Origin of the sequence: Leptospira langatensis (genome assembly GCF_004770615.1) — a bacterium.
GTDB lineage: Bacteria > Spirochaetota > Leptospiria > Leptospirales > Leptospiraceae > Leptospira_B > Leptospira_B langatensis.
In genome coordinates this window covers 334,050-357,605 of the sequence record NZ_RQER01000011.1, presented here as the reverse complement: position 1 = coordinate 357,605, position 23,556 = coordinate 334,050, and the positions used below count along the sequence as shown (strand labels likewise).

Annotated in this window: 17 protein-coding genes; 13 read left to right on the top strand and 4 right to left on the bottom strand. The window is 45.4% G+C overall.

Annotated features, from left to right (window positions below; translation table 11 throughout):
• The first annotated feature begins 1 nt into the window (after position 1).
• From cobI to EHO57_RS17605, 13 genes are all read left to right on the top strand, one after another.
• Positions 2–769, top strand: coding sequence for a precorrin-2 C(20)-methyltransferase (gene cobI, locus EHO57_RS17665; RefSeq protein WP_135642310.1), 768 nt, complete (start codon positions 2–4; stop codon positions 767–769).
• The gene (locus tag EHO57_RS17660) at positions 756–1,907 is read left to right on the top strand and encodes a cobalt-precorrin 5A hydrolase (RefSeq protein WP_135642308.1); all 1,152 of its coding nucleotides are present in this window, start codon (positions 756–758) and stop codon (positions 1,905–1,907) included. The genes cobI and EHO57_RS17660 overlap by 14 nt, the downstream gene beginning before the upstream one ends.
• The gene (gene cobJ / locus EHO57_RS17655; RefSeq protein ID WP_135642306.1) at positions 1,904–3,352 is read left to right on the top strand and encodes a precorrin-3B C(17)-methyltransferase; all 1,449 of its coding nucleotides are present in this window, start codon (positions 1,904–1,906) and stop codon (positions 3,350–3,352) included. The genes EHO57_RS17660 and cobJ overlap by 4 nt, the downstream gene beginning before the upstream one ends.
• Before the next feature lie 7 nt (positions 3,353–3,359).
• Positions 3,360–4,133: a precorrin-4 C(11)-methyltransferase gene (gene cobM, locus EHO57_RS17650; protein ID WP_135642304.1), complete on the top strand. Its 774-nt coding sequence runs from the start codon at positions 3,360–3,362 to the stop codon at positions 4,131–4,133.
• Positions 4,130–4,663 (top strand): cob(I)yrinic acid a,c-diamide adenosyltransferase, encoded by a 534-nt coding sequence (gene cobO, locus EHO57_RS17645; RefSeq protein WP_135642302.1) that lies wholly within the window; start codon positions 4,130–4,132, stop codon positions 4,661–4,663. Before cobM ends, cobO begins: the two co-directional genes overlap by 4 nt.
• 6 nt (positions 4,664–4,669) lie before the next feature.
• The gene (locus EHO57_RS17640; RefSeq protein ID WP_135642300.1) at positions 4,670–6,049 is read left to right on the top strand and encodes a cobyrinic acid a,c-diamide synthase CobB; all 1,380 of its coding nucleotides are present in this window, start codon (positions 4,670–4,672) and stop codon (positions 6,047–6,049) included.
• Entirely contained in the window at positions 6,046–6,753 is a 708-nt protein-coding gene (locus EHO57_RS17635; protein ID WP_135642298.1) for an adenosylcobinamide amidohydrolase, read from the top strand. Before EHO57_RS17640 ends, EHO57_RS17635 begins: the two co-directional genes overlap by 4 nt.
• On the top strand, positions 6,750–7,379 hold the full coding sequence (locus EHO57_RS17630; RefSeq protein WP_135642296.1) for a histidine phosphatase family protein: 630 nt from the start codon (positions 6,750–6,752) through the stop codon (positions 7,377–7,379). Before EHO57_RS17635 ends, EHO57_RS17630 begins: the two co-directional genes overlap by 4 nt.
• The gene (locus EHO57_RS17625) at positions 7,367–7,921 is read left to right on the top strand and encodes a bifunctional adenosylcobinamide kinase/adenosylcobinamide-phosphate guanylyltransferase (protein WP_135642294.1); all 555 of its coding nucleotides are present in this window, start codon (positions 7,367–7,369) and stop codon (positions 7,919–7,921) included. The genes EHO57_RS17630 and EHO57_RS17625 overlap by 13 nt, the downstream gene beginning before the upstream one ends.
• A 38-nt stretch (positions 7,922–7,959) precedes the next feature.
• Entirely contained in the window at positions 7,960–10,515 is a 2,556-nt protein-coding gene (locus EHO57_RS17620; protein WP_135643292.1) for a cobyric acid synthase, read from the top strand.
• On the top strand, positions 10,515–11,501 hold the full coding sequence (gene cbiB / locus EHO57_RS17615; RefSeq protein ID WP_135642292.1) for an adenosylcobinamide-phosphate synthase CbiB: 987 nt from the start codon (positions 10,515–10,517) through the stop codon (positions 11,499–11,501). The genes EHO57_RS17620 and cbiB overlap by 1 nt, the downstream gene beginning before the upstream one ends.
• Complete coding sequence (locus EHO57_RS17610; RefSeq protein WP_135642290.1) at positions 11,498–12,097, top strand: histidine phosphatase family protein; 600 nt, start codon at positions 11,498–11,500, stop codon at positions 12,095–12,097. Before cbiB ends, EHO57_RS17610 begins: the two co-directional genes overlap by 4 nt.
• Before the next feature lie 376 nt (positions 12,098–12,473).
• On the top strand, positions 12,474–14,627 hold the full coding sequence (locus EHO57_RS17605; protein ID WP_135642288.1) for a TonB-dependent receptor: 2,154 nt from the start codon (positions 12,474–12,476) through the stop codon (positions 14,625–14,627).
• 9 nt (positions 14,628–14,636) lie between these two features.
• Here the strand turns inward: EHO57_RS17605 and EHO57_RS17600 are convergent, their stop codons facing one another.
• The 4 genes from EHO57_RS17600 to EHO57_RS17585 are packed head-to-tail and all read right to left on the bottom strand — an operon-like array spanning position 14,637 to position 23,406.
• The gene (locus tag EHO57_RS17600) at positions 14,637–15,389 is read right to left on the bottom strand and encodes an ATP-binding response regulator (RefSeq protein ID WP_135642286.1); all 753 of its coding nucleotides are present in this window, start codon (positions 15,387–15,389) and stop codon (positions 14,637–14,639) included.
• Entirely contained in the window at positions 15,386–15,865 is a 480-nt protein-coding gene (locus EHO57_RS17595) for a response regulator (protein WP_135642284.1), read from the bottom strand. The genes EHO57_RS17600 and EHO57_RS17595 overlap by 4 nt, the downstream gene beginning before the upstream one ends.
• Complete coding sequence (locus EHO57_RS17590) at positions 15,862–17,025, bottom strand: histidine kinase dimerization/phosphoacceptor domain -containing protein (protein ID WP_135642282.1); 1,164 nt, start codon at positions 17,023–17,025, stop codon at positions 15,862–15,864. The genes EHO57_RS17595 and EHO57_RS17590 overlap by 4 nt, the downstream gene beginning before the upstream one ends.
• Positions 17,026–17,037: 12 nt before the next feature.
• Entirely contained in the window at positions 17,038–23,406 is a 6,369-nt protein-coding gene (locus EHO57_RS17585; protein ID WP_135642280.1) for a HAMP domain-containing protein, read from the bottom strand.
• Positions 23,407–23,556 lie beyond the last annotated feature (150 nt).

Genomic DNA, 23,556 nt, shown 5'->3' with positions numbered 1-23,556 from the left:
AATGCTTACTAAAACGAAATACGGAAAATTATTCGGCGTAGGGGTAGGCCCGGGAGCCACCGATCTGATCACGCTTAGAGCGGTAAATATACTGAACACTGTCCCTGTGCTTGCCATCCCTAAGAGTAGCGAACATCTCCCCTCTTTTTCTTGGAGGGTTTGTTCTCCCATTGTTCGGGATAACGACGCGCAAGAAAGGCTCTTTCTTCTTTTTCCGATGAGCAAAGACCCGAATGTCCTGATCCCTGCATGGGACAAGGCCTTTACGGAGATAGGGCAAAGATTGGAAAGAGGACAAGATGTTGCATTCATTACCCAAGGAGACCCTTCCGTTTACAGCTCTTGGAGCTACCTTTTAGAAGAAGCGCCCGATCGATGGCCAGGAATAGAGATAGAGATCGTCCCGGCGGTTTCTTCCATTACCGCGATCCCTGCGAGCCTTCTAACTCCTCTCGCAGATGGAAGAGAAAGATTCTGCGTTTTGCCGGGAACTTACGGTCTAGAAGATCTTCCTAAACTTACAGAGGACTTCGATACGATCGTTCTGACCAAAGTAGGCCAGGTGGTCCCGGAACTGATCCGTATATTAAAAGAACTGAATTTACTTAAGAATGCGACCTACGTGTCCTATGGAACCACCGATAAACAAAAGATCGTTCGAGATCTAGAGTCTATCCAAAATGAAAGTTGTGATTACTTTTCCATGGTTGTCCTCTCCATCCGAAAACGAAAAGGAATTCTACGAGGAAGTCAGTATGAGTCCGAATAGAAAACCGTATGCGATCTATGTGATCACTAAGCACGGCTTGAAAACGGGATCCGATCTATATTCTTCTTTAAAGGATGCGGATCTATTCGTTTCTCCTAAATTCCTAGAAGAAGCTCCCATGGGTTCCCAACTTTTAAGCCTACCGATGGAACCTACCCTAAAGGAGACTTTTCAGGAATACGATTGCCATATTTTCGTGATCAGTGTGGGAGCCGTGGTCAGAATGATCTCTCCTCTATTAAAAAATAAGAAAGTAGATCCTGCAGTTCTCTGTATAGATGATCAGGCCAAATTTACGATTTGCCTTCTTTCCGGACATGTAGGAAGAGGAAATTTCTTTACACAAAAGATCTCCGACCATTTAAAAAATATCGCAGTAATCACGACTGCTTCGGATGTTTCCGGGACTTTAACCGTGGATATACTCGGCAGGGATTTGGGTTGGAGCTTAGAAGACCAGGATCGGAATGTGACCCGCGCCTGCGCGGCAGTGGTGAACGAAACCAAAGTCCTATTTGTACAAGAAACTGGAGAACCGAATTTTTGGCCTTTGGACAAACCTCTTCCTAAGGGGGTAGAATATTCGATCCATCTGGATCAGGTCGATCCGAAAGAGTATGAGATCCTACTGATCGCAAGTGATCGGACGGATCTCGGATCCAATTCTGAAATATATAATAATTCAGTAATATATAGGCCAAAATCCCTTGTGATAGGATTAGGATGCGACAAAGGGATAGATCCTTCGGTCGTTGAGAACGGGATCCGAGAAATATTAGAAGAAAATAAACTTTCCTTCGAAAGCGTAAAGGCAATCTCAAGCGTAGACGCAAAGAAGAACGAGCCCGCCTTTTTAGAGATCAGTCGTAAATTTGGCTGGGAATTCGGCACCTTCCCCGCTTCGGAATTGGACCAAGTAGAAGGGATCTCCGAATCCTCGGAAGCAGCTAAAAAATATGTCGGAACCAGATCCGTAAGTGAAGCCGCCTCTTTATTATACTCCGGGGCGGAACGGCTCCTAGTCCAGAAGCAAAAATACAAAGGAGAAGACGGCAAAAACCTGACCGTCGCAATCTCACGCATTCCCTTCCCCACTCGGCCCGAATTACATTCCAAGAATATGGCGGTTTCGGCATGAACCTAACATCAGGAAAACTGAATATAGTCGGGATCGGACCTGGAAACGATGAACATATTACTCCGGCTGCGCTCTCCGCTATTAAAGAAGCAGATTATGTGATCGGATACACGACATACATTAATTTAGTTAAACATCATCTAGGCGGCAAGCAAGTCACTCGCACAGGAATGACCGAAGAGATCACAAGGGCTCAGACTGCGGTGGATACCGCAAGATCGGGCAAGACGGTTACCTTGATCTCTTCCGGAGATGCTGGTGTATATGGTATGGCAGGGCTCGTATTTGAAGTACTAAGAAATATCGGTTGGAAAAAAGGTGATTCTCCGGAGATCAAAATGATCCCTGGCATCACTGCGGATAGTTCCTGTGCCTCCCTTGTAGGAGCCCCTCTCGTTCATGACGCCGCTCGGATCTCTCTTTCGGATCTTCTCACTCCTTGGTCCGTGATCGAGAACAGGATCGAAAGCGCGGCGAAGGGAGACTTCGTAATAAATCTATACAATCCCGCTTCCGGAAGAAGGCAAAGACAGATCGTAGAAGCGGCAAGGATCATTCGAAAATACAGACCTGGTGGCACTCCTGTCGCCTTAGTAAAGAGCGCATATCGCAGACAAGAGATGGTCCAATTTTCAGACCTAGATCATTTCCTGGAATTCGAGATAGGAATGAATACGACCGTTATCATCGGATCTTCACAATCCTTTGTATACGAAGGATTTTTTGTGACCCCAAGAGGTTATGGCAATAAATATTCTTTGGAAGATGGTTCAGTAAGACCGGGACAAACCAGAGCGATCTCCTTACGCGGGGAAGGCGACTTGGCTAGTCGTCCGATAGAACACGGTTCTCTTCCAAATTTGAATATTACAAAGATCCAAGGCGCCTTTGTTCGAACAAGCACTACCGTTTTCGATCCAGAGGAAGAAGACATTAAGCCGGATACATCTGCGGCAAACGCATTAGCTGCTCTTCAATTTTTGGAACCGATCCAAACGAAAGATACTCTTCGCGAGGAATTACATTCTAAGGAAGAGATCTCACTTCTCGGAAGATTGGGAGGCGGAATTATTCTTAAAGACCAAAACGATTTCTTCCTAGTAGGAAAACTCAAGCAACCTATAGATCTGGAAACTTTTGGATTCTTTAATATATCTGAGCAATACGAAAATTTCCAACCGCTTAAGATCAAGGATCAAAGCTTAACAGATCAGATCCAATTTAAAGTCCTGATATCTCCTCCGAAAGAGAGAGATCCTCAGTTCATATACGATCTTTTCGCCATCTATCGAAACTCTTCTGTGAGTGAACGTTTGTGGAATTACGTTCTCGATAACGGACAAAATACACTATGGAACGGAAAGGAATATATAGATGCCCGATGGCTTGGAAATTCCCCAAGGCAGATCTGGTCCGTTTTCCGGGAAACTCTTTTAAAATGTTAGAAGCAATATGAAAGTTTATATTATCGGAGCCGGACCGGGAGATCCGGAATTGATCACGCTCAAGGGGGCTCGTCTAATAGAGACCTGTCCGATCATACTATACACGGGTTCTCTTGTCCCCGTTCGGGTCTTAGAGAGGGCCGGTCAAAATGCAACTGTATTAGATTCTTCTAAAATGACCTTAGAAGAGATCATTTCCATCATGAAGGATGCTTACGAAAAAGACCAAGACGTTGCCAGAGTACATACCGGAGATCCTTCCATCTTCGGATCTACCGCGGAACAAATGAGAAAATTAGACGAGCTAAGGATCCCATACGAGATCGTTCCGGGAGTCTCTTCTTTTACTGCAGCAGCAGCCATGTTGGGCAAAGAGCTCACTCTTCCGGAAGTATCTCAATCCGTGGTCATCACAAGAGCGGAAGGGAGAACCCCGATGCCTGAAAAGGAAAGAATTTCCGTATTCGCCTCCACAGGTGCGACCCTTGTCTTCTTTCTAAGTGTTTTGCATATTCGTAAATTAGTCGAGGAACTAACTCCTCATTACGGCGCAAATTGTCCTGTAGCAGTAGTGCAAAGAGCCACCTGGCCCGAACAAAAGATCATTACAGGTATATTAGAAGATATTACGACGAAAGTGAAGGATGCAAAGATCACAAGCACGGCGATCATATTCGTCGGCAAGGTCTTGGACTGTCATGATTTCGCGGATTCTAGATTGTATGCCTCCGATTTTTCTCATAAATTCAGAAAATCGAAAAAGGAAAAGAGATCCGAATGAGCTCCGGTTCCAAGAAGAAAGGGATGATCTTAGTCCATACCGGACCGGGGAAGGGAAAGACTACCGCAGCACTAGGCATCCTATTCAGGGCACTCGGTAGAGGGATCAAGTGCGGTGTCGTGCAATTCCTAAAAGGAAAATGGGAAACAGGAGAGCGAAAGTTTGCAAGAACCATTCCCGACCTTGAATTTCACGTGATGGGTTTAGGATTCACCTGGGAAAGCGACGATCTGGACCGAGACAAGGAAGCGGCAAGAGCAGCCTGGAAGAAATCTGCCGAAATGATCCTCTCTGGAAATTATAAGATCATAATATTAGATGAGATCACATACGCATTTCATTATGGTTGGTTAGAGTCAGAGGAAGTCCTCCAGGTTTTAAGAAAAAGACCGGAGGATGTACACGTGGTGATTACCGGACGGAATTGTCCTGCAAATATCGTAGAGATTGCGGATCTGGTTAGCTTCATAGAATCCCGTAAGCATCCTCATGAACAAGGTATCCCCGCACAGATCGGGATCGATTATTAGAGAAATATGTTACACGAATTGAATATTCCCCGCATTTTGATCTCAGGCACCGGAAGTGGGACCGGAAAGACCACATTAGTAGTCGGACTAACCAAGGCATTTCAAGCAAGAGGTATTAAGGTCTCCGCATTTAAATGCGGACCCGATTATTTAGATCCCACATATCATTCCCATACGACAGGCAAAAGCTGCCAAAATCTGGACGGATGGTTGATGGGAAAAGAGAGCGTGCTTTCTAGCTTCATAGAGGCATCACGAGATTCCGACCTAACCATCATCGAAGGAGTCATGGGATTATTCGACGGACATTCTCCACATTCGGATATCGGCTCCACGGCGGAAATTGCCAAGTGGCTGCAAGCGCCAGTGATCGCGTTAATCGATGCTTCCGGAATGGCAAGGACCTTTGCAGCGATTTCGTCGGGACTTCTAAACTACGATCCAGAAGTACCGATCCAGGGGTTTATCGCAAACTTTGTGGGAAGCGAAGGACATACTTCCGTACTTAAATCCGCAATGGAACCATTTCCTCTTTTAGGAGGGATACCGAAATTTCCCGAGCAATCTTTTCCGGAAAGACATCTAGGCTTACATTCCGCGACTGCAAAGATCCTAAGTAATGAAAGCCTTTCTTTCTGGAAAAATATTTGCGAATCCTATCTGGATCTAGATGAGATCCTTTCCATCGCAAGGAAAGCTCCTATTCTTTCCTTCCAAAAAGAAGAAGGAAGAGTGACCAAACAATCCGTGTGTAGGATCGGGGTAGCCAAAGATAATGCATTCCATTTTTATTATGAAGAAAATCTGAGGAGATTGCAAGAATCCGGTGCGGAATTAGTCTATTTCTCCCCGATAAACGACAAATTCCTCCCCGAGGTAGATGGTTTGTATTTAGGCGGAGGATATCCGGAATTGCACGCCCCTGCACTATCTCAGAATACAAACCTACTAAAAGACATTCGTGATCTAGCAGGTTCGGGAGCGCCTATCTATGCAGAATGTGGCGGACTTATGTATTTATCCGAAGAGATACAAGATCTACAAGGAGTTTCTCATCCCATGCTTGGTTTGATCCCTGGGAAGACGATCATGGGACCAAAACTAAAAGCATTAGGCTATGTAGAAGTGCATACCGAAAAAGGCACGATCCTAGGAGAGGCAGGTACTCGTTTCAGAGGACATCAGTTCAGATATTCCGATCTGGTCCTAGAAGAAGAGAGAGAAGAATTATATTCTTATAAAATACGAAAGCGTAAATCAGACTTAAGCACACCGGAAGGATATACAAATGGAAATATCCTAGGCTCTTACGTGCATGCACATTGGGCATCCAATCCATCAATTCCCGAAAATTTCGTGAATGCCTGCATGAGGTCCAAGAATTGAATCCATTCTCAGACTCCCCTTTACTCGTATCCGAGAAATGGTTAGAGCTACCTCTTAAAGAAACTCATTCAGCTTTGAGTTGGGCGATCGTAGGTGGAGGCTGGATATCTATCGAGAAGGTATATTGGATCCGGGTCAATAATTCCGATCTTGGACCAAATATTATCCCGGAAGAGTTTTATCGGAATCGCCTCGCGGAGAAAGGAGAAAGAGAAGAAGTTCTGGGCTTCATGACAAGTGCTTCTCTCCTGGATCATTCTGTCGTTATTCGAAGCAAGGAAGAATTCCATGTTCGCTGCATCTCAACGGTGGGACTCGGGAATTCTGTTCGAGTAGGCGATCTTCCCACTCCTTCCCCAAAGATAGGGACCATCAATGTACTAGTGCAAACCTCAGAGTCCTTAACTCTTTCAGCAAGCTTAGAAGCGGTCTCTATTGCCACGGAAGCAAGGACCTTGGCAGTATTAGAAGCTGAGATACAAAGTAAGGCCGGGGAAGGTCTTGCAACCGGGACCGGAACGGATTGCATCGGGATCCTTTCTCCAACTCGAAGTAATGCGATCGATTATGTGGGCAAGCATACTATATTCGGACATCTTATCGGAACCGCTGTCTTCCAAAGCGTGCAAGCGGGGATCAGAAGTTGGAAACACGGAAGATCTACATTCACAAATCATAATGCACTTGGCAGGACATTTTTATGAAGAAAAGTCTTTGCCTCTTACGACATGCAAGCATCGACAGAGTCTATCAGGGACATTATATAGGACAAAAGGACGTATCTCTGTCTTCAGAAGGATTATTAGAAATAGAAAGAGTACGAAAAGAACTTCCATCACAGTTTCTGGGAGGAAAAATATTCTTATCCCCAGCTAAGCAATGTTTAGAGACCCTTGCATCTCTACAAATCGATCGGGATCCTTCCCTGGAATATAAAGACGAACTAAAGGAATTCGACTTTGGGGATTGGGAAGGATACTCATTCCGGGAGCTCGGGACAGGTCATCTTGCCGAGCTTACAGAATGGGCCAATTTCGCTCCAGGATTCCGCTTCCCAAACGGAGAAAGCATTGGAGAGATTATTTCCAGAGCGGAAAAATTCAAAGACATCGTCCTTTCCTCTAAACATAAGAATATCTTAATATTATCACATGGAGGGATCCTATCCCTATTACTCTGCTTGCTCTTGGGGATGCCGGCATCCTTCTATCTCAAATTCCGGATCCTTCCTTCAACCATTGTCTTCTTAGAGGTATACCAAAACGGGGAAGCGAGTATGGTCAAGATCGTACCCTCCAACTTGCAAAGGAGATGTGAATGGCCAGGATAATCTATATTTCAGGAGGATGCAGAAGCGGAAAAAGCAAGTTTGCGATAGAGCAAGCTAGCAAAGAAGAAGGTCCAAAAATCTTTCTTGCAACCTGCCCTCGATTGGACGATGAAATGAGTTCGAGGATAGAAAGACACAAGAAGGAAAGAATCGGATGGGAAACGATAGAAGAAGAGACCCAAGTTGCCCATGCCTTCACCCAATTGCGATCCAGAACCGTAGTCGTATTAGATTGTCTAAGCCTATGGATCAATAATCTGATGTATCGAGCCGAAAAAAATGGGGAGCAGATCACCCAAGACTCAGTCCAGATATTGAGCACAGAACTGGGCAATTCCATGAGAAATTCAGATGCCAAAACGATTTTCGTAGTCACAAGCGAAGTTGGAATGGGCCTCGTACCTGAAAACAAAATTGGACGATTGTACAGAGATATATTAGGAATTTGTAATCAAACATTGGCAAATTTCTCTGAAGAAGCATACTTCCTTGTGAGCGGAATTCCCATCCTCTTAAAATCAAATCGGGAGAAGGTCTCTTGAGCGCAAAAGAACCCGTGCATGGGGGTAATCTAGAGAGAATGGCGGAGCTAGCAGAAGTTTCTCCTTCCGAGATCTTGGATTTCTCCGCCAACTTAAATCCTCTTGGCTTTCCAGATTGGGTACGACCCCTCATCCATTCTAAGATCAGCGATCTCGCCTCTTATCCGGATCCTAAGTATTCCCGAACGAGACTCTCTATCCAGGAATTCTGGAAAATCCCCGAAAGTGAAATTGCATTCGGCAATGGAGCCTCCGAGCTGATCTATGCAATTCCCAGAATCCAGGACTTTGACTTCGCAGTAATCGCCCTTCCTTCTTATCTAGATTATAAAAAAGCGATCGAGCTTGCAAAGATACCGACTTATCCTATAGAACTAAAAAAAGAAGAAGAATTCCATTTGGATCCCAATTCCTTGGAAGAGATCTTAAAGAATAAGGGGGGAAAGTCCGGGATCATAATCTTAGGTCATCCCAACAATCCCACCGGAAAGTTATTAGATAGAGAACGTATCTTAGAGATTGCAAAGCGATATCCAAATTCCTTTTTTATAATAGATGAATCCTTTGTAGATTTCAATAAAGAAGAAGTCTCCTTTCGACATCACAGAACGGAGAATATGGGGATCGTATGGTCTTTAACCAAGATCCTTGCTCTTCCGGGACTTAGGCTAGGGATCTTAATCGCATCTCCGAAGATTGCAAGGTCCGTCTCGGAACAGATCCCCGACTGGAATTTAAATACCTTAAGCGCTTCCGTTCTAGAAAGATCCGGTAAGGACAAAGAATTTTTCAGGGAAACCAAGGCAAAAGTCCAAACCTGGAAAAATTCCCTGGAAGAAGATCTCATAGAGTTAGGCGCATTCAGAATTTATAAAAGCAATGCAAATTTTATTCTATTAGAAATACTGGATACAAGCTTAAGTGCAGAGTATATATCCTCCAAGCTACTTACGGAATTTAAGATCGGAGTCCGGAATTGTGACAATTTCGATGGTTTAAATAAACATTATATTCGGATCGCAGTCAGAACTCCCGAAGAGAATTCAAGACTGATAGATGCATTCTCTATTGTATTCGGGAAAAAGATCAAAGAAAGGCATAAAAATACAAATAAACCCGCACTCATGCTGCAAGGGACAGCTTCCAATGTGGGAAAAAGCATTTTAACCACTGCACTCTGTAGGATCTTCACACAGGACGGTCTAAAAGTCGCGCCCTTCAAGTCCCAGAACATGGCATTGAATTCATTTGTGACCTTTGACGGAGCAGAGATTGGAAGAGCACAGGCACTGCAAGCACAGGCGTGCAAAATACGAGCCGATTATAGAATGAATCCGATCCTTCTCAAACCTTCTAGCGAAAAGGACTCTCAGGTGATATTAAACGGAAAACCAGTGGATGCGATGGATTTCCGAGAATACATGAAATTCAAAGCGAACGCTTTTGAGGAAGTCAAGAAATCTTACGATTCCCTATCCCAAGAATTCGACCTTGTCGTTTTAGAAGGTGCCGGAGGGATCTCCGAAGTAAATTTGAAAGAAAGAGATATAGTCAATATGAGAATGGCCGAATATGCAAGGGCCAAAGTATTATTGATCGGTAATATTGATCACGGAGGAGTATTCGGTTCATTCATAGGAAGCATGGAGACCCTTGCCGAATGGGAAAGGAGACTGGTCGCAGGATTTATCATCAATCGGTTCCGAGGGATCAAGCAACTTCTGGATCCGGGAATCGAATATCTCGAGGAAGCCACAGGAAAGAAAGTCTTCGGCATCGTTCCCTTTTTAAACAATCTGATGCTACCGGAAGAGGATTCTTTGGAATTCAAATCAGGAAGCTTAAACGATACTTCTCCTCTTGGAGACCGGATCGATATCGCTCTTATCGATACACCCAGGATTTCCAATCATACGGATCTGGATGCGCTTAGGATAGAACCGGATGTAAGAGTCAGGATCGTAACTAGAAAAGAAGAATTGGGTTCTCCGGACGTGTTGATCCTCGCAGGAAGCAAGAATGTGATCACGGATCTGGATTACCTTAAAGAGTCCGGGATCTTCGAAGAAATTTTAAATTTTCATAGAGAAGGAAGGACGGAGATCGTAGGTATCTGCGGTGGATACCAGATGCTCGGAGAGTCCGTACATGATCCACATCAGATCGAGAGCGACAGAGGCTCCGCCTCCGGCCTAGGCCTCATTCGAGTCCGGACCCTTTTAGAAAAACAGAAATATCTAAAGCAGACAGAAGGGAATCATCTTCCTTCCGGAAAAAAAGTGATCGGATATGAGATCCATCACGGGGTTACTGAAACGAATACGGACCTGAAACCTCTTTTTCGAAATTCAATGGGAGCAGCGATCGGCCACCAAGGAATGTCTGAGAATATCTGGGGAACCTATTTGCATGGGATCTTTGACGAGGACGAATTCAGAAGATGGTTCTTAGATAGGATCCGCCAAAAGAAAGGACAGAGACCTCTCGCTAAGATCCAAGCCAAGTACGAACTGGAGACAAGCTTGGATCGTTTAGCAAAGAAAGTCAGAGAGTCTTTGGACATGAATCGGATCTATGGGATACTCGGGATCTAATGAATCCTTTTTGGCTGATCCCAATTTCCCTCGCTTTAGATCTAAGCCTTGGGGATCCGCAAGGATTTCCTCATCCTGTGAGGCTTATGGGAAAATTCGCCAGATACTTGGAGAGGATAAGCAGGCTCGCTATCCCTTCTCCCTTTCTAGCCGGTTGCGTCACTTCGCTTATCGTATATTCTGCATCCTTCTTCTTGCCATGGAGCCTACTACAGCTTTCTTCCGAAATACATCCGTTCTTAGAATATACACTTTCTATTTTTATAATATATACTAGTGTAGCCCTGAAAGACCTGCTAGATCACAGCAAAGAAGTCTATCATGCTCTTGCAGAGGGCAATGTGGAAATGGCAAGAGAGAAAGTAGGAAAGATCGTAGGCAGGGATACCGGATCGCTCTCGGAAGAGGAGATCGTTCGAGCAACTGTAGAGAGCGTTGGAGAAAATCTTGTGGATGGGATTACCGCTCCCTTATTCTTTGCTGCTATCGGAGGTCCCGCTTTGGCGATCCTATATAGATCGATCAATACCCTGGACTCACTGTTTGGCTATAAGAATGAAACCTATATTCGATTCGGATGGGTCCCCGCGAAGGTAGACGATCTCGCGAACTATATCCCGGCCCGGATTACCGCCCCCCTTCTTTCCATTGCCTCCGGTTTGCTCGGATTCCACTCTCTTCTTTCCTTACACATTTTGCGCAGGGACGGTCGCAAGAACCCAAGCCCGAATTCCGGTCTTTCTGAAGCAGCACTGGCAGGAGCTCTCAATATCCAACTGGGTGGAAGGAATTATTATCAAGGAGTGCTAAGCGAAAAGCCAAAGATAGGAGAAGCAAACGAAAACTTAACACCCCAGAAGATACTCGATGCAAATAAGATCGTCCTATTTGCTTCTATACTTACCGCTTTCTTTTACCTAATAGCGGTTAAAGCGTTTACTCTTCTTTTAAATTACTTACAATCCGCAAATTTCTTTTCCATATGAAATCTAAAGAATACAACTTGATCTTATTTCGACATGGGGAAACGGATTGGAATTCGGAAGGAAGGCTCCAAGGCCAAACAGATACCAAATTAAATCCAAACGGAATCGAACAAGCGGAAAAACTAGGTCAAGTATTGAAAGAAGAAGGACTCGAAATCCTGTTCAGTAGCGACCTAACTCGTGCAAGGGAAACTTCTCAGGTTGTTGCAAAGATCCTAAAGTTAGATATCGTCTATCATATAGGATTAAGAGAAATATCATTAGGAGAAGCGCAAGGGCTGCTTGAATCCGATATACTCCCAAAATTCGGAAAGAAAGCCTATTCCCAATGGAAGGAAGCAGGGATCGACTCCGATTCCTTTCGGTTTCCGGGAGGAGAATCCAAGAAGGAGGCAAGCAATCGAATTTGCAAAACCATCCAAGACTTAATTCAATTGCACAATCGAACTAAGATAGGCATCTGCACTCATGGCTTCGTTATGGATAGGTTCTGTGAAAGATTTACAGATCAAACCAAAACTCATACAAAGATTGGGAACTGCGAAGTTCGAAAGATAATCTATAGCAAACCGGAAGAAGTCGCTCTAAACGTATAATATCATTCATGCCTCTTATTCATTTTTTCATTGTAAGAATCTTCTTCGCAAAAACCATGGATCCTAACTTTTAGGATGAAGTTGGGTGTAAATCCCACGCTGACCCGCAACTGTAATTCGATCCGTTTGGAACTCGAAAAGCCAGATCTCCCTGCGAACTTGAACCTCGAGGATAGGTAATTCGCAATTCTCGCCTTGCACGTCCGTGCTCATGCGAAGGGCCCCGAAAGTTAAAATTCGGGGCTCCCGAACCAAAGGAATTAAAGAGATTTAAACATTATAATATAGAAATATACTTATTAATGAATAATTTCGACTAACAGTAATTAGTCTATATTTGGTTCCAGGAGTTTTCCCTTGGAAAACGGACGGAACAATGAAAAGACCCATATTCCGATATCTCGGAATGCTAATCGTCGCATATTCGCTAAGCGAAATACGATCTCCCTTGTTAGCTCAGGACCCGTACGAGCAGGAAGACAAGAACAAGAAAACGGATACCGAGAAGCAAAAACAGGAATTTACAAAGAAGTTATCCGAATACAAACCGGATGCGATCATTATCCGAGACAGAAGATCCAATCTGATCGGACTCGCCTCTTCAGCTAGCGAAGGAGTCGTTGGTTCGGATCAGATCCGGACGAGACCCATCTTGAGAGCGGGAGAAGTTGCAGAGCTGATCCCAGGAGTGATCGTAACACAGCATAGTGGCGGCGGAAAAGCAAATCAGTTCTTCTTAAGAGGCTTCAATTTGGATCACGGCACCGATCTGGCAACGAGTGTGGACGGGATGCCCGTAAACAATCCAAGCCACGCTCACGGACAAGGATATACGGATCTAAACTTTCTGATACCGGAATTAGTCGAGCAGATGCAGTACAAGAAAGGAGTCTATTATGCCGATCAAGGGGATTTCGCCTCGGCAGGAGCATTCAATATTTCTTATTTTAAAGCCTTAAGCAAAGGGATCGCCAACGTGGAAGGAGGAAGCCTGGGTTACGCCAGAGCCTTATTGGCTAAATCATATAAACTCGGCCCTGGAGATCTATTATATGCGGTGGAATCCTCACATAACGACGGGCCTTGGACCATCCCGGATAATTTCAGAAAGGCAAATGGAGTGATCAGTTACTCTGTGGGAGATAAGAGAAAAGGGATAAGTCTGAGTGGCATGGGTTACAGGGGATCCTGGCATTCCACAGATCAGATCCCAAAGAGAGCCGTAGCAGAAGGAAAAGATCCATTCGATCCGAATTCCGACGGGTTAGGTAGGTTCGATAGCGTGGATAAAACGGACGGAGGATGGTCAAACCGAGCAAGCTTAAATCTGGAAGCACACCATAACGACAAATCCCATGAGGCAAAGATACAGATTTACGGAATATATTACGATTTAAGATTATTCTCAAATAATACCTACTACTTGGACGACCACGAAAGAGGAGATCAACATGAGCAAATGGATCGGCGCACAGTATTAGGAAGCAAATCCAGTTATAAAAGCGTTCATGAGATCTTTGGGCTCAAGATGGAGGACACAGTCGGGCTCCAGATCAGAAGGGATTATATCTTTGATGGACTATTCCATACGCAAAGTCGTGCAAGATTGGAAAAATTAAAAGAGGACAATATCATCCAATTGAGCACGGGAGCATATTATGAAAATAAGATACAATGGGCAAAGAAATTCAGGACTGTCCTTGGGCTCAGAGGAGATAGCTACGATTTCAAAGTGGACGATCTGGAGACATTCATTTCCTCCAGAAGAATTGCATCCATTTATAGTCCCAAAGGAAGTTTCATCTTCGGACCTTGGAATAAGACAGAATTTTATATCAGCGCGGGAAAAGGATTCCATAGCAATGACGCAAGAGGTGTGGTCTTAAAAAAAGATCCCGCAGATCCGCTCGTACGAACAAGCGGGGGCGAATTCGGGATAAGAATGGAACCCATAAGCGGTTGGCAATCCACCTTCTCCTTATGGCAATTGGATATGGATTCTGAATTGTTGTTTACCGGAGACAATGCGACTACCGAAGCGAGTCGCCCTAGTACTCGAAAAGGGATCGAATGGGCGAATTACTATTCGTTTCGCTCTTGGCTGATGATCGATGCCGATTTTGCAACCTCGAAGGCAAGATTTCGAGATACGGATCCGGCCGGAAATTATATCCCAGGTTCGATCAAAAGCACATTTGCATCCGGTATAACAGTAAAGGACCTCGACGGATATTTCGGATCGATCCGAGTCCGATACTTCGGTCCCAGATCCCTGATCGAAGACAACTCGGAGCATTCAGCAGCAAGCACTACAGTCAATCTTCAGATAGGAAAAAACTTCGGAGAGGATTGGAGCATGGTATTTGAAGTATTCAATTTATTGAATGCAAGGGTAAGCGATATAGATTACTATTATGCATCCAGATTGAAGAACGAGCCGGTTGGCCCAAGCGACGGAGGATATAACGATATCCACACTCACCCGGCTATTCCGAGATCGTTTCGGATCTCTGTGCGTTCGAGCTTCTAAGAAAATTACTTATCTCTTCACTAAGTCCCGAATCACCAAGATATGGTCCACATCCACTTCTTGGATTTCGGGCAAGGTCTTAGTGACCGTAAGCACCTCAGTGGTCAAACCATTCTTAGAAACGAGCAATCCATGAGAAGGAACCTTTTGATTCGTTTCGGAAACTTCCTCCAATTGGAAATCCGCCTCCTCTGCCATTTTTTTGACCTTCAATACTTCTTCGAGTGGCTTCCCGAGCGCGTCTTCTTCCATCCAGCCAGTCATTCTTTCTGCGGCAGGGTTCATGAAAGAGATATTTCCGAGCGAATTCGAGGCGATAATTCCTTCTTCCAAATTTCTTAGTTCATCCGAAATGATCCGGTCCTCTTCCATCAGTTCATGGTCGATCTGATATTTGTACAGGATCAATTCGATAATGATCTGTAATTCGCGTGTCTGGAAAGGCTTTAGGATATAAGCGTTCGGCTCGGTCAGCTTGGCTCTTTGTATCGTTTGCGCGTCAGAAGAAGCTGTCAGATAGATGATAGGGACATCTAAGAACTTTCTAATCCTTCTGGCAGCATCGACTCCGTCCAAATATCCGTTCTCTAGGATAATATCCATCAATATAAGATCCGGCTGGAGAGAAACTGCCTGTTTAACAGCAACTTCTCCTGTAGAGGCGATGCTCGGTTCAGGATAGCCCATTCGGATCAAACGCTGCTTTAGATCCTGAGCGACCAATCCCTCGTCTTCAACGATGAGTATTCTCGTATTCTTCATGCTCCCACCTTTTTGGAGGAAGTTTCTATGACGTCTTTCACATATTTCATGACAGTCGATAAGAGCTTACGAGAGGATTTCCTCTTCTTCTCCATTTTATGTTTATTTAATGCGATTTCTATGGAGATCTGTAGTTCTTTCGTTTGAAAAGGTTTAAGGAGATAACCATACGGTCGAGTAGTTTTACTTCGGATCAAGGAAGCTTCGTCTGCATAAGCAGTAAGATAGATAACCGGAATGTCCGCCTTGTCCGCAAGTTCTTGAACGGTCTCTATTCCATCGTAATCTCCTCGAGAAAGCATGATATCCATGAGTATTATATCAGGCTTATCCAGAATCGCTTTCTCAAGGGCCTCGTTACCGGTTGCTGCGATCGCGATCGCAGAATATCCAAGGCCTGCAAGTCGATTAAAAATATCTTTAGCGACGATATTTTCATCCTCTACGATCAGAATTTTTGCCTGATCCGTTATCATCTCCGAACACGACTCCTTTCCCTAAAGACCAAGGTAAATTTAGTCCCCTTGCTCTTATCTAAAGATAGATTACCGTCAATTTGATGGGCCAGTGTATTCACTAATTGTAACCCAAGGGAGTCGGTTTGTCTATAATCCACTTCCTCCGGAAACCCTACTCCATCGTCCTCCACGGTTAAAAAGTAATCGTCGTCGGCCATTTTGATCGATATGGAGATCTTACCTTGGGCCCTTTCCTTAAAGCCGTATTTCAGGGAGTTCGTAACCAATTCCGTTACGATCAACCCGCAATGAATGGCGGTGTCCAAACTGAGATGGACCCGGTCCGCATTTATCTCGAAATGGATCTTAGAATTCACCCGATATGTCCTGAGTAAATTCGTTACGAGGCTATTCAGATATTCCTTAAAATCGGTTTGGGCCAAGTCCTCGTTTTGATAGAGAAGTTCATGGATGAGCGCGATAGACTTGATCCTGGATTGGGAGTCTTGGAACATTTCCAAGGATCTTCTGTCAGTGATATAATTTCCTTGGAGACTTAGGATGCTCGAAACGATCTGGAGATTATTCTTCACTCGGTGATGGATCTCTCTCAATAGAACTTCTTTTTCCCGAAGGGAGAGCTTCAAAGCCTCCTCCGCCTTTTTTCTCTCCGTGATCTCCATCATTAATTCATTGTTGACCCGATTCAACTCGGAGGTTCGCTCCTCTACTCTCAGTTCCAACTCGTCGTGGCTTTGCCTTAAGAGCTCTTCCTGCATGATCAATATCTTGTTTTTCTTATGAAGATCGACAAATACCGAAACCTTGGATTTTATGATCTCCGGAGCCACGGGTTTTACCAGAAAGTCCACTGCGCCGAGAGAATATCCTTTAAACATCCCTGTTTCGTTATTCCCATAAGCAGTCAGGAAAATGATCGGGATCCTGGAACATTTCTCCCTTTGGCGGATAATAGAAGCAGCATCGAATCCGTCCAAGCCAGGCATTCTCACATCCATAAAGATGAGTGCAAAGTCTTCCGGTTCTTTCAGAAGTACCTTAAGAGCGTCCTCGCCCGAAGGAGCCTTGACTAGATTCAACTCCGGATCGTCCAGGATATGATCCATTACTTGCAAATTATCGGGATTATCGTCCACAAGCAGAACATTAACCTTCATACTCGAACTCCATCACCTACACAGTAGAACCCTGAGAAGAGAAAGCAAATGATCCACGCTTACCGGTTTTGTAATATATTCGGTAGCCCCTGCCTCTATGCATTTTTCGCGATCTCCCTTCATCGCTTTCGCCGTTAAGGCGAGAATCGGAAGATTCGCAAACTCCGGCATAGAACGAATGGTCTTCATGGCCTCATAACCGTCCATATCCGGCATCATTACGTCCATGAGAACGATTTCTATATCCGAATTATTCCGGAGAAGTTCGATCCCCTCCCGCGCATTCTCCGCATATAGGATCCTCATCTTGTGTTGCTCAAGCAGACTCGTGAGCGCAAAGATATTGCGGATATCGTCGTCCACAATGAGCACTCTATGTCCCTGCAACAGTTCATCGTCCCCTCCGGAGAAGGCACCAGAATCTCCCTCTTTGAACGTCTCGACATCGTTCGGCTCATGCAGGAATATCTGCACTTCATCCAAGGATTTCTGGAGAGTATCCGCAAATTTTATAATATTCAATTCGTTTAATTGATCCAACTTTTCCGAATCTATCGCATCCAATGCAGAATCCGAATAAAGAACGATCGGGACCTTATAGAATCCTGAATTGGCCATTTCGGAAGCAAGATCAACGAAAGACATATCGGATAAATGGGATCCGATGCAGATACAATCCACATTTTCCTTTTTGAGCGTCTCCAAGGTCTCGCTTCCCGAAGAAGCCTCGAGAATGCTCAGGTCCCTATACGTAAGATGCTCTTCCAATGTCTTACGTTGTTCTTCGTTCAGTCCGGTTAGAAGAAGTTTTTTCTGTTCCTTATTCAGATAGTTCCGTATCTTAATGAATGCCTCATCCAAGGAAGCGTTCTGGACTGGCTTCGTAAAATGAGAGATCGCGCCTGTAGAGAGACTTCTCTTCCAGTCGTTCTCGCTCGAGAATACTTGGACGGGAATATGCCTGAACCTAGAGTTTCTCTTCAGCCAATTTAAGATCAGCCATCCGTCCATATCGGTGAGTTGGAGGTCCAACAGAACGGCTTGCACATCCGTGTCCTGCAGAACTGAGATGCCGGTCTTTCCATCTAAAGCGACGACACTCTTAAATCCGTTCGTTCTCGCAGAATCCATAAGCCTTCTGCCGAATACTTCATCGTCTTCGATGATCAGTATCTTCTCGTCGAATTCGTTCGGGATCTCTTCTTCGATCACTTTCTTAGAAGTCCTCGGTTTATTCCATACATAAGAATCGCTGAATATTCTAGAAAAGGGGGCAGACATCTCTATCTGTTCTGTTTCTTCCCATTTTACCTGATCTTGATCTATCTGAGATTCGTCTGTAGGAATATAAACGAGAGGAAGATAAAGAGTGAATGTGCTACCCTCATCAGGTTTACTTTCAAGCCTTAATTCTCCTCCTAGAAGTCGAGTAATCTCCTTGCTGATAGAAAGACCAAGCCCAGTCCCTCCGTATTTTCGGCTAGTGCTACCGTCGGCTTGCCTAAATGCCTCGAAGATCAGGCTTTGCTTTTCGGGAGGTATCCCGATGCCTGTATCGATCACCGAGAATGCGATCGCATTACCTGCTCGGTTCAATATCCTATGCTCTTCGCTCCAACCGGAAACGGCGGGATCGATCTTCAATCGAACCTCTCCTTTATGAGTAAATTTGAATGCATTCGAGAGAAGGTTCTGCAAGATCTGCTGTAGTCTTTGCAAATCCGTCGTCATCCTAGGAGGAAGATCCGGATTGATCTCCACATGGAATTTCAGATCCTTATTCCTAGCGCTCTCCTTAAAGGAGCGATCCAGATATTCCGCCAATTCCCGAATGGACACCGAATCCAGATCCACACTCATCTTACCGGACTCAATTTTAGAAAGATCTAATATATCGTTAATCAACTGCAACAGATCGTTTCCGGAGCTATGTATTGTCTTGGCGTATTCTATCTCTTTGGAGGATAGCTTCCTATTCTCGTTCTCATAAAGAAGACGGGATAGGATAAGCATATTGTTCAAAGGAGTCCTAAGCTCGTGGGACATGTTCGCCAAGAATTCTGATTTATATCTGGAAGTTAAGGCAAGCTGTCTCGCCTTTTCCTCTAGGGAATGTCTTGCCTGTTCTACTTCTTCGTTCTTACGCTCCACCTCATGGTTTTTCTTCGCAAGCTGCCTTGCTTTCTCTTCCAACTCTTCGTTCTTATCTTGTAATTCTTCCCTCTGGTCCTTTAACAATTCCTCGGAAGCCTGCAAGGAATTCGCCTGTTCTTCCAAGCGTTCGTTTGTCTTGGTCAATTCTTCTTGTCTACCCTGTAATTCCTCGGTCAGGGTTTGGGATTGGATCAGAAGCTCTTCCGTTCTCATACCGGCAGCGATCGTATTCAATACGATCCCGATACTTTCCGTAAGCTGATCCAAGAAACTCAAATGGATCGGAGTAAAATTAGAGAAGGAAGCAAGCTCTACTACTGCCTTCACCTCTCCTTCGAATAACACCGGTAATACTACAATATTCAGGGGTGCCGCTTCTCCTAAAGCGGAACTGATCTTGATATAATCGGAAGGGACCTGAGCGACCAGGATCCTCTCCTTCTCCAAGAAACACTGTCCCACCATACCTTCTCCCGGAAGGAATCGATTGGATACATTCTTTCTTTCTTGGTAGGCGTAACTGACCAAAAGTTTGAGCTCGGACCCCTCTTCCGTATTCTCGGTAATGAAGAATGCTCCATGCTGAGCGGAAACTAGAGGAGCAAGCTCGGATAAGATGAGCTTACTCACGTTTACAAGGTTTCTCTGTCCTTGTAATAACCTGGTGAATTTTGCAAGGTTGGTCTTCAACCAGTCTTGCTCGGTATTGATCCGAGTGGTCTCTCTTAGATTCCGGATCATCTCGTTGATGTTGTCGGATAAAGCGGCGACCTCTCCTGCAGCCTTCACTGTAACCATTCGGGTCAAGTCCCCTTTGGTCACCGCAGTTGCAACTTCTGCGATCGCGCGCACCTGAGTAGTCAGGTTACTCGCCAACTGGTTCACGTTATCCGTAAGATCTCGCCATAGACCGGCCGCACCAGGAACACTAGCCTGTCCTCCCAGTTTTCCTTCGATCCCTACCTCTCTTGCAACCGTAGTCACCTGGTCTCCGAAGAGTCCAAGTGTATCGATCATGTCGTTGATCGTATCGGAGAGCTCTGCGATCTCTCCCTTTGCTTCTAAGTATAATTTTTTCTTTAAGTCCCCGTTTGCAACGGAGGTTACCACTTTCGCGATCCCCCTTACCTGAGTGGTCAGGTTATTCGCCATGAAGTTTACACTATCCGTTAAGTCCTTCCATGTACCCGCGACCCCTTGCACGTTTGCCTGTCCACCTAACTCACCTTCCGTTCCCACTTCCCGGGCAACCCTTGTTACCTCAGAAGCAAACGAGTTCAACTGATCCACCATCGTGTTGATCGTGTTCTTTAACTCCGAGATCTCTCCCTTTACATCCACTGTGATCTTCTTAGATAAGTCACCTCGAGCTACCGCAGTTGTTACTTCTGCAATATTTCGCACCTGGTCCGTAAGATTCGAACCCATGAAGTTTACACTATCTGTTAGGTCCTTCCAAGTTCCCGCAACTCCTCGAACGTTGGCCTGTCCCCCAAGCTTTCCTTCTGTTCCCACTTCCCGGGCAACCCTCGTTACCTCAGAAGCGAATGAGTTCAACTGATCCACCATCGTGTTGATGGTATCTTTGAGCTCCAGGATCTCTCCCTTCACGTCCACTGTGATCTTCTTAGATAAGTCACCTCGAGCTACCGCAGTCGTTACTTCTGCAATGTTCCGCACCTGACCAGTCAGGTTAGATGCCATCGAGTTCACACTATCCGTTAAGTCCTTCCAAGTTCCTGCAACTCCTCGAACGTCTGCTTGGCCTCCGAGTTTTCCTTCCGTTCCCACTTCCCTAGCAACCCGAGTTACCTCAGAAGCGAATGAGTTCAACTGGTCCACCATCGTGTTGATCGTGTTCTTTAACTCTAGGATCTCTCCTTTCACGTCCACCGTGATCTTCTTGGATAAGTCACCGGTTGCCACTGCCTTCGTAACTTCCGCAATGTCCCGCACCTGGCCCGTGAGGTTCCCTGCCATGAAGTTCACACTATCCGTTAAGTCCTTCCAAGTTCCGGCAACTCCCCGAACGTCCGCTTGTCCGCCAAGCTTTCCTTCGGCCCCCACTTCCCGGGCAACCCTTGTTACCTCAGAAGCAAATGAGTTTAGCTGATCCACCATCGTGTTGATCGTGTTCTTTAACTCCGAGATCTCTCCCTTTACATCCACTGTGATCTTCTTGGATAAGTCACCTCGAGCTACCGCAGTCGTTACTTCTGCAATATTTCGCACCTGACCAGTCAGGTTGGAGGCCATGGAGTTTACACTATCCGTTAAGTCCTTCCAAGTTCCCGCAACTCCTCGAACGTCTGCTTGGCCTCCGAGTTTTCCTTCCGTTCCCACTTCCCTAGCAACCCGAGTTACCTCAGAAGCGAATGAGTTCAACTGGTCCATCATCGTGTTGATGGTATCTTTGAGCTCCAGGATCTCTCCCTTCACATCCACTGTGATCTTCTTAGATAAGTCACCGCGAGCTACCGCAGTCGTTACTTCTGCGATGTTCCGCACCTGACCTGTCAGGTTAGATGCCATGGAGTTCACACTATCCGTTAAGTCCTTCCAAGTACCGGCAACTCCTCGAACGTCCGCTTGTCCGCCTAGCTCACCTTCCGTTCCCACTTCCCGGGCAACCCTTGTTACCTCAGAAGCGAAGGAGTTCAACTGATCCACCATCGTGTTGATGGTGTTCTTTAACTCTAGGATCTCTCCTTTCACGTCCACTGTGATCTTCTTAGATAAGTCCCCGCGGGCTACCGCAGTGGTTACATCTGCAATATTTCGCACCTGACCCGTTAAGTTGGATGCCATGGAGTTCACGCTATCTGTTAAGTCTTTCCAAGTTCCGGCAACTCCTCGAACGTCCGCTTGACCTCCCAATTTTCCTTCCGTTCCCACTTCCCGGGCAACCCGAGTTACCTCAGAAGCAAACGAGTTTAGCTGATCCACCATCGTGTTGATGGTATCTTTGAGTTCTAGGATCTCTCCTTTTACATCCACTGTGATCTTCTTGGATAAGTCACCGGTAGCCACTGCAGTCGTTACATCCGCAATATTTCGCACCTGACCTGTCAGGTTGGATGCCATGGAGTTTACACTATCTGTTAAGTCCTTCCAAGTTCCCGCAACTCCTCGAACGTCTGCTTGTCCCCCAAGCTTTCCTTCTGTTCCCACTTCCCTAGCAACCCGAGTTACCTCAGAAGCAAAGGAGTTCAACTGATCCACCATCGTGTTGATCGTGTCTTTGAGTTCGAGGATCTCTCCCTTCACATCCACTGTGATCTTCTTAGATAAGTCCCCTCGCGCCACCGCAGTCGTTACATCCGCAATGTTCCGCACCTGACCAGTCAGGTTGGATGCCATCGAGTTCACACTATCCGTTAAGTCCTTCCAAGTTCCCGCAACTCCTCGAACGTCTGCTTGTCCCCCAAGCTTTCCTTCTGTTCCCACTTCCCTAGCAACCCGAGTTACCTCAGAAGCAAAGGAATTCAACTGGTCCACCATCGTGTTGATCGTATTCTTTAGCTCTAGGATCTCTCCCTTCACATCCACTGTGATCTTCTTGGATAAGTCACCGGTTGCCACAGCCTTCGTAACTTCCGCAATGTCCCTCACCTGCCCAGTCAAGTTAGACGCCATTGAGTTCACACTATCCGTTAAGTCCTTCCAAGTGCCCGCAACTCCTCGAACGTCCGCCTGACCTCCGAGCTTTCCTTCTGTTCCTACTTCCCGGGCAACCCGAGTTACCTCAGAAGCAAAGGAATTCAACTGGTCCACCATGATATTTACGATCTTAGCCGTGCGTAAAAATTCTCCTTTCAGGGGACGACCTTCTATCTCTAAGGACATGTTTTGAGAAAGGTCCCCGCCTGCTACGGCTCCGATCACTCTCATTACTTCCGTATTCGGCTGCACGAGGTTTCCGATCAGCAAGTTGATCGAATTCATACTCGCCCCCCAAGAACCGCTAGCGGAAACGCCGCTGATCCTTTGGGAGATTTTTCCTTCTTGCCCTACCTCATTACTGATGCGCTCGAACTCCTTCACCATTCGATCGTTTTGGTCAATGATATCGTTTAATAAGTCTGCGATCTTTCCCGCGATCCCAGTTTGATCCACCGGCATCCGTTTCGATAGATCGCCTCTCTTTAAAGCGGTTAACACCTCTAAGAGTTGTTTTGGATTTAAGGATTCTTTATCGATCGTCTCAGTAGTTTTTGGGCTTCTCATACACTCACCCTAGGTAAAGAGGAAAAATAGTTTTGGAACGAAAAGAGTATGAGACTTTGAAATAGAATAACAACAAAAAATACTCTTCGACTAAACCGTATTACCTACGTTAAATGAATATTTTTCGTGTCACATAAAATGCTACATTTC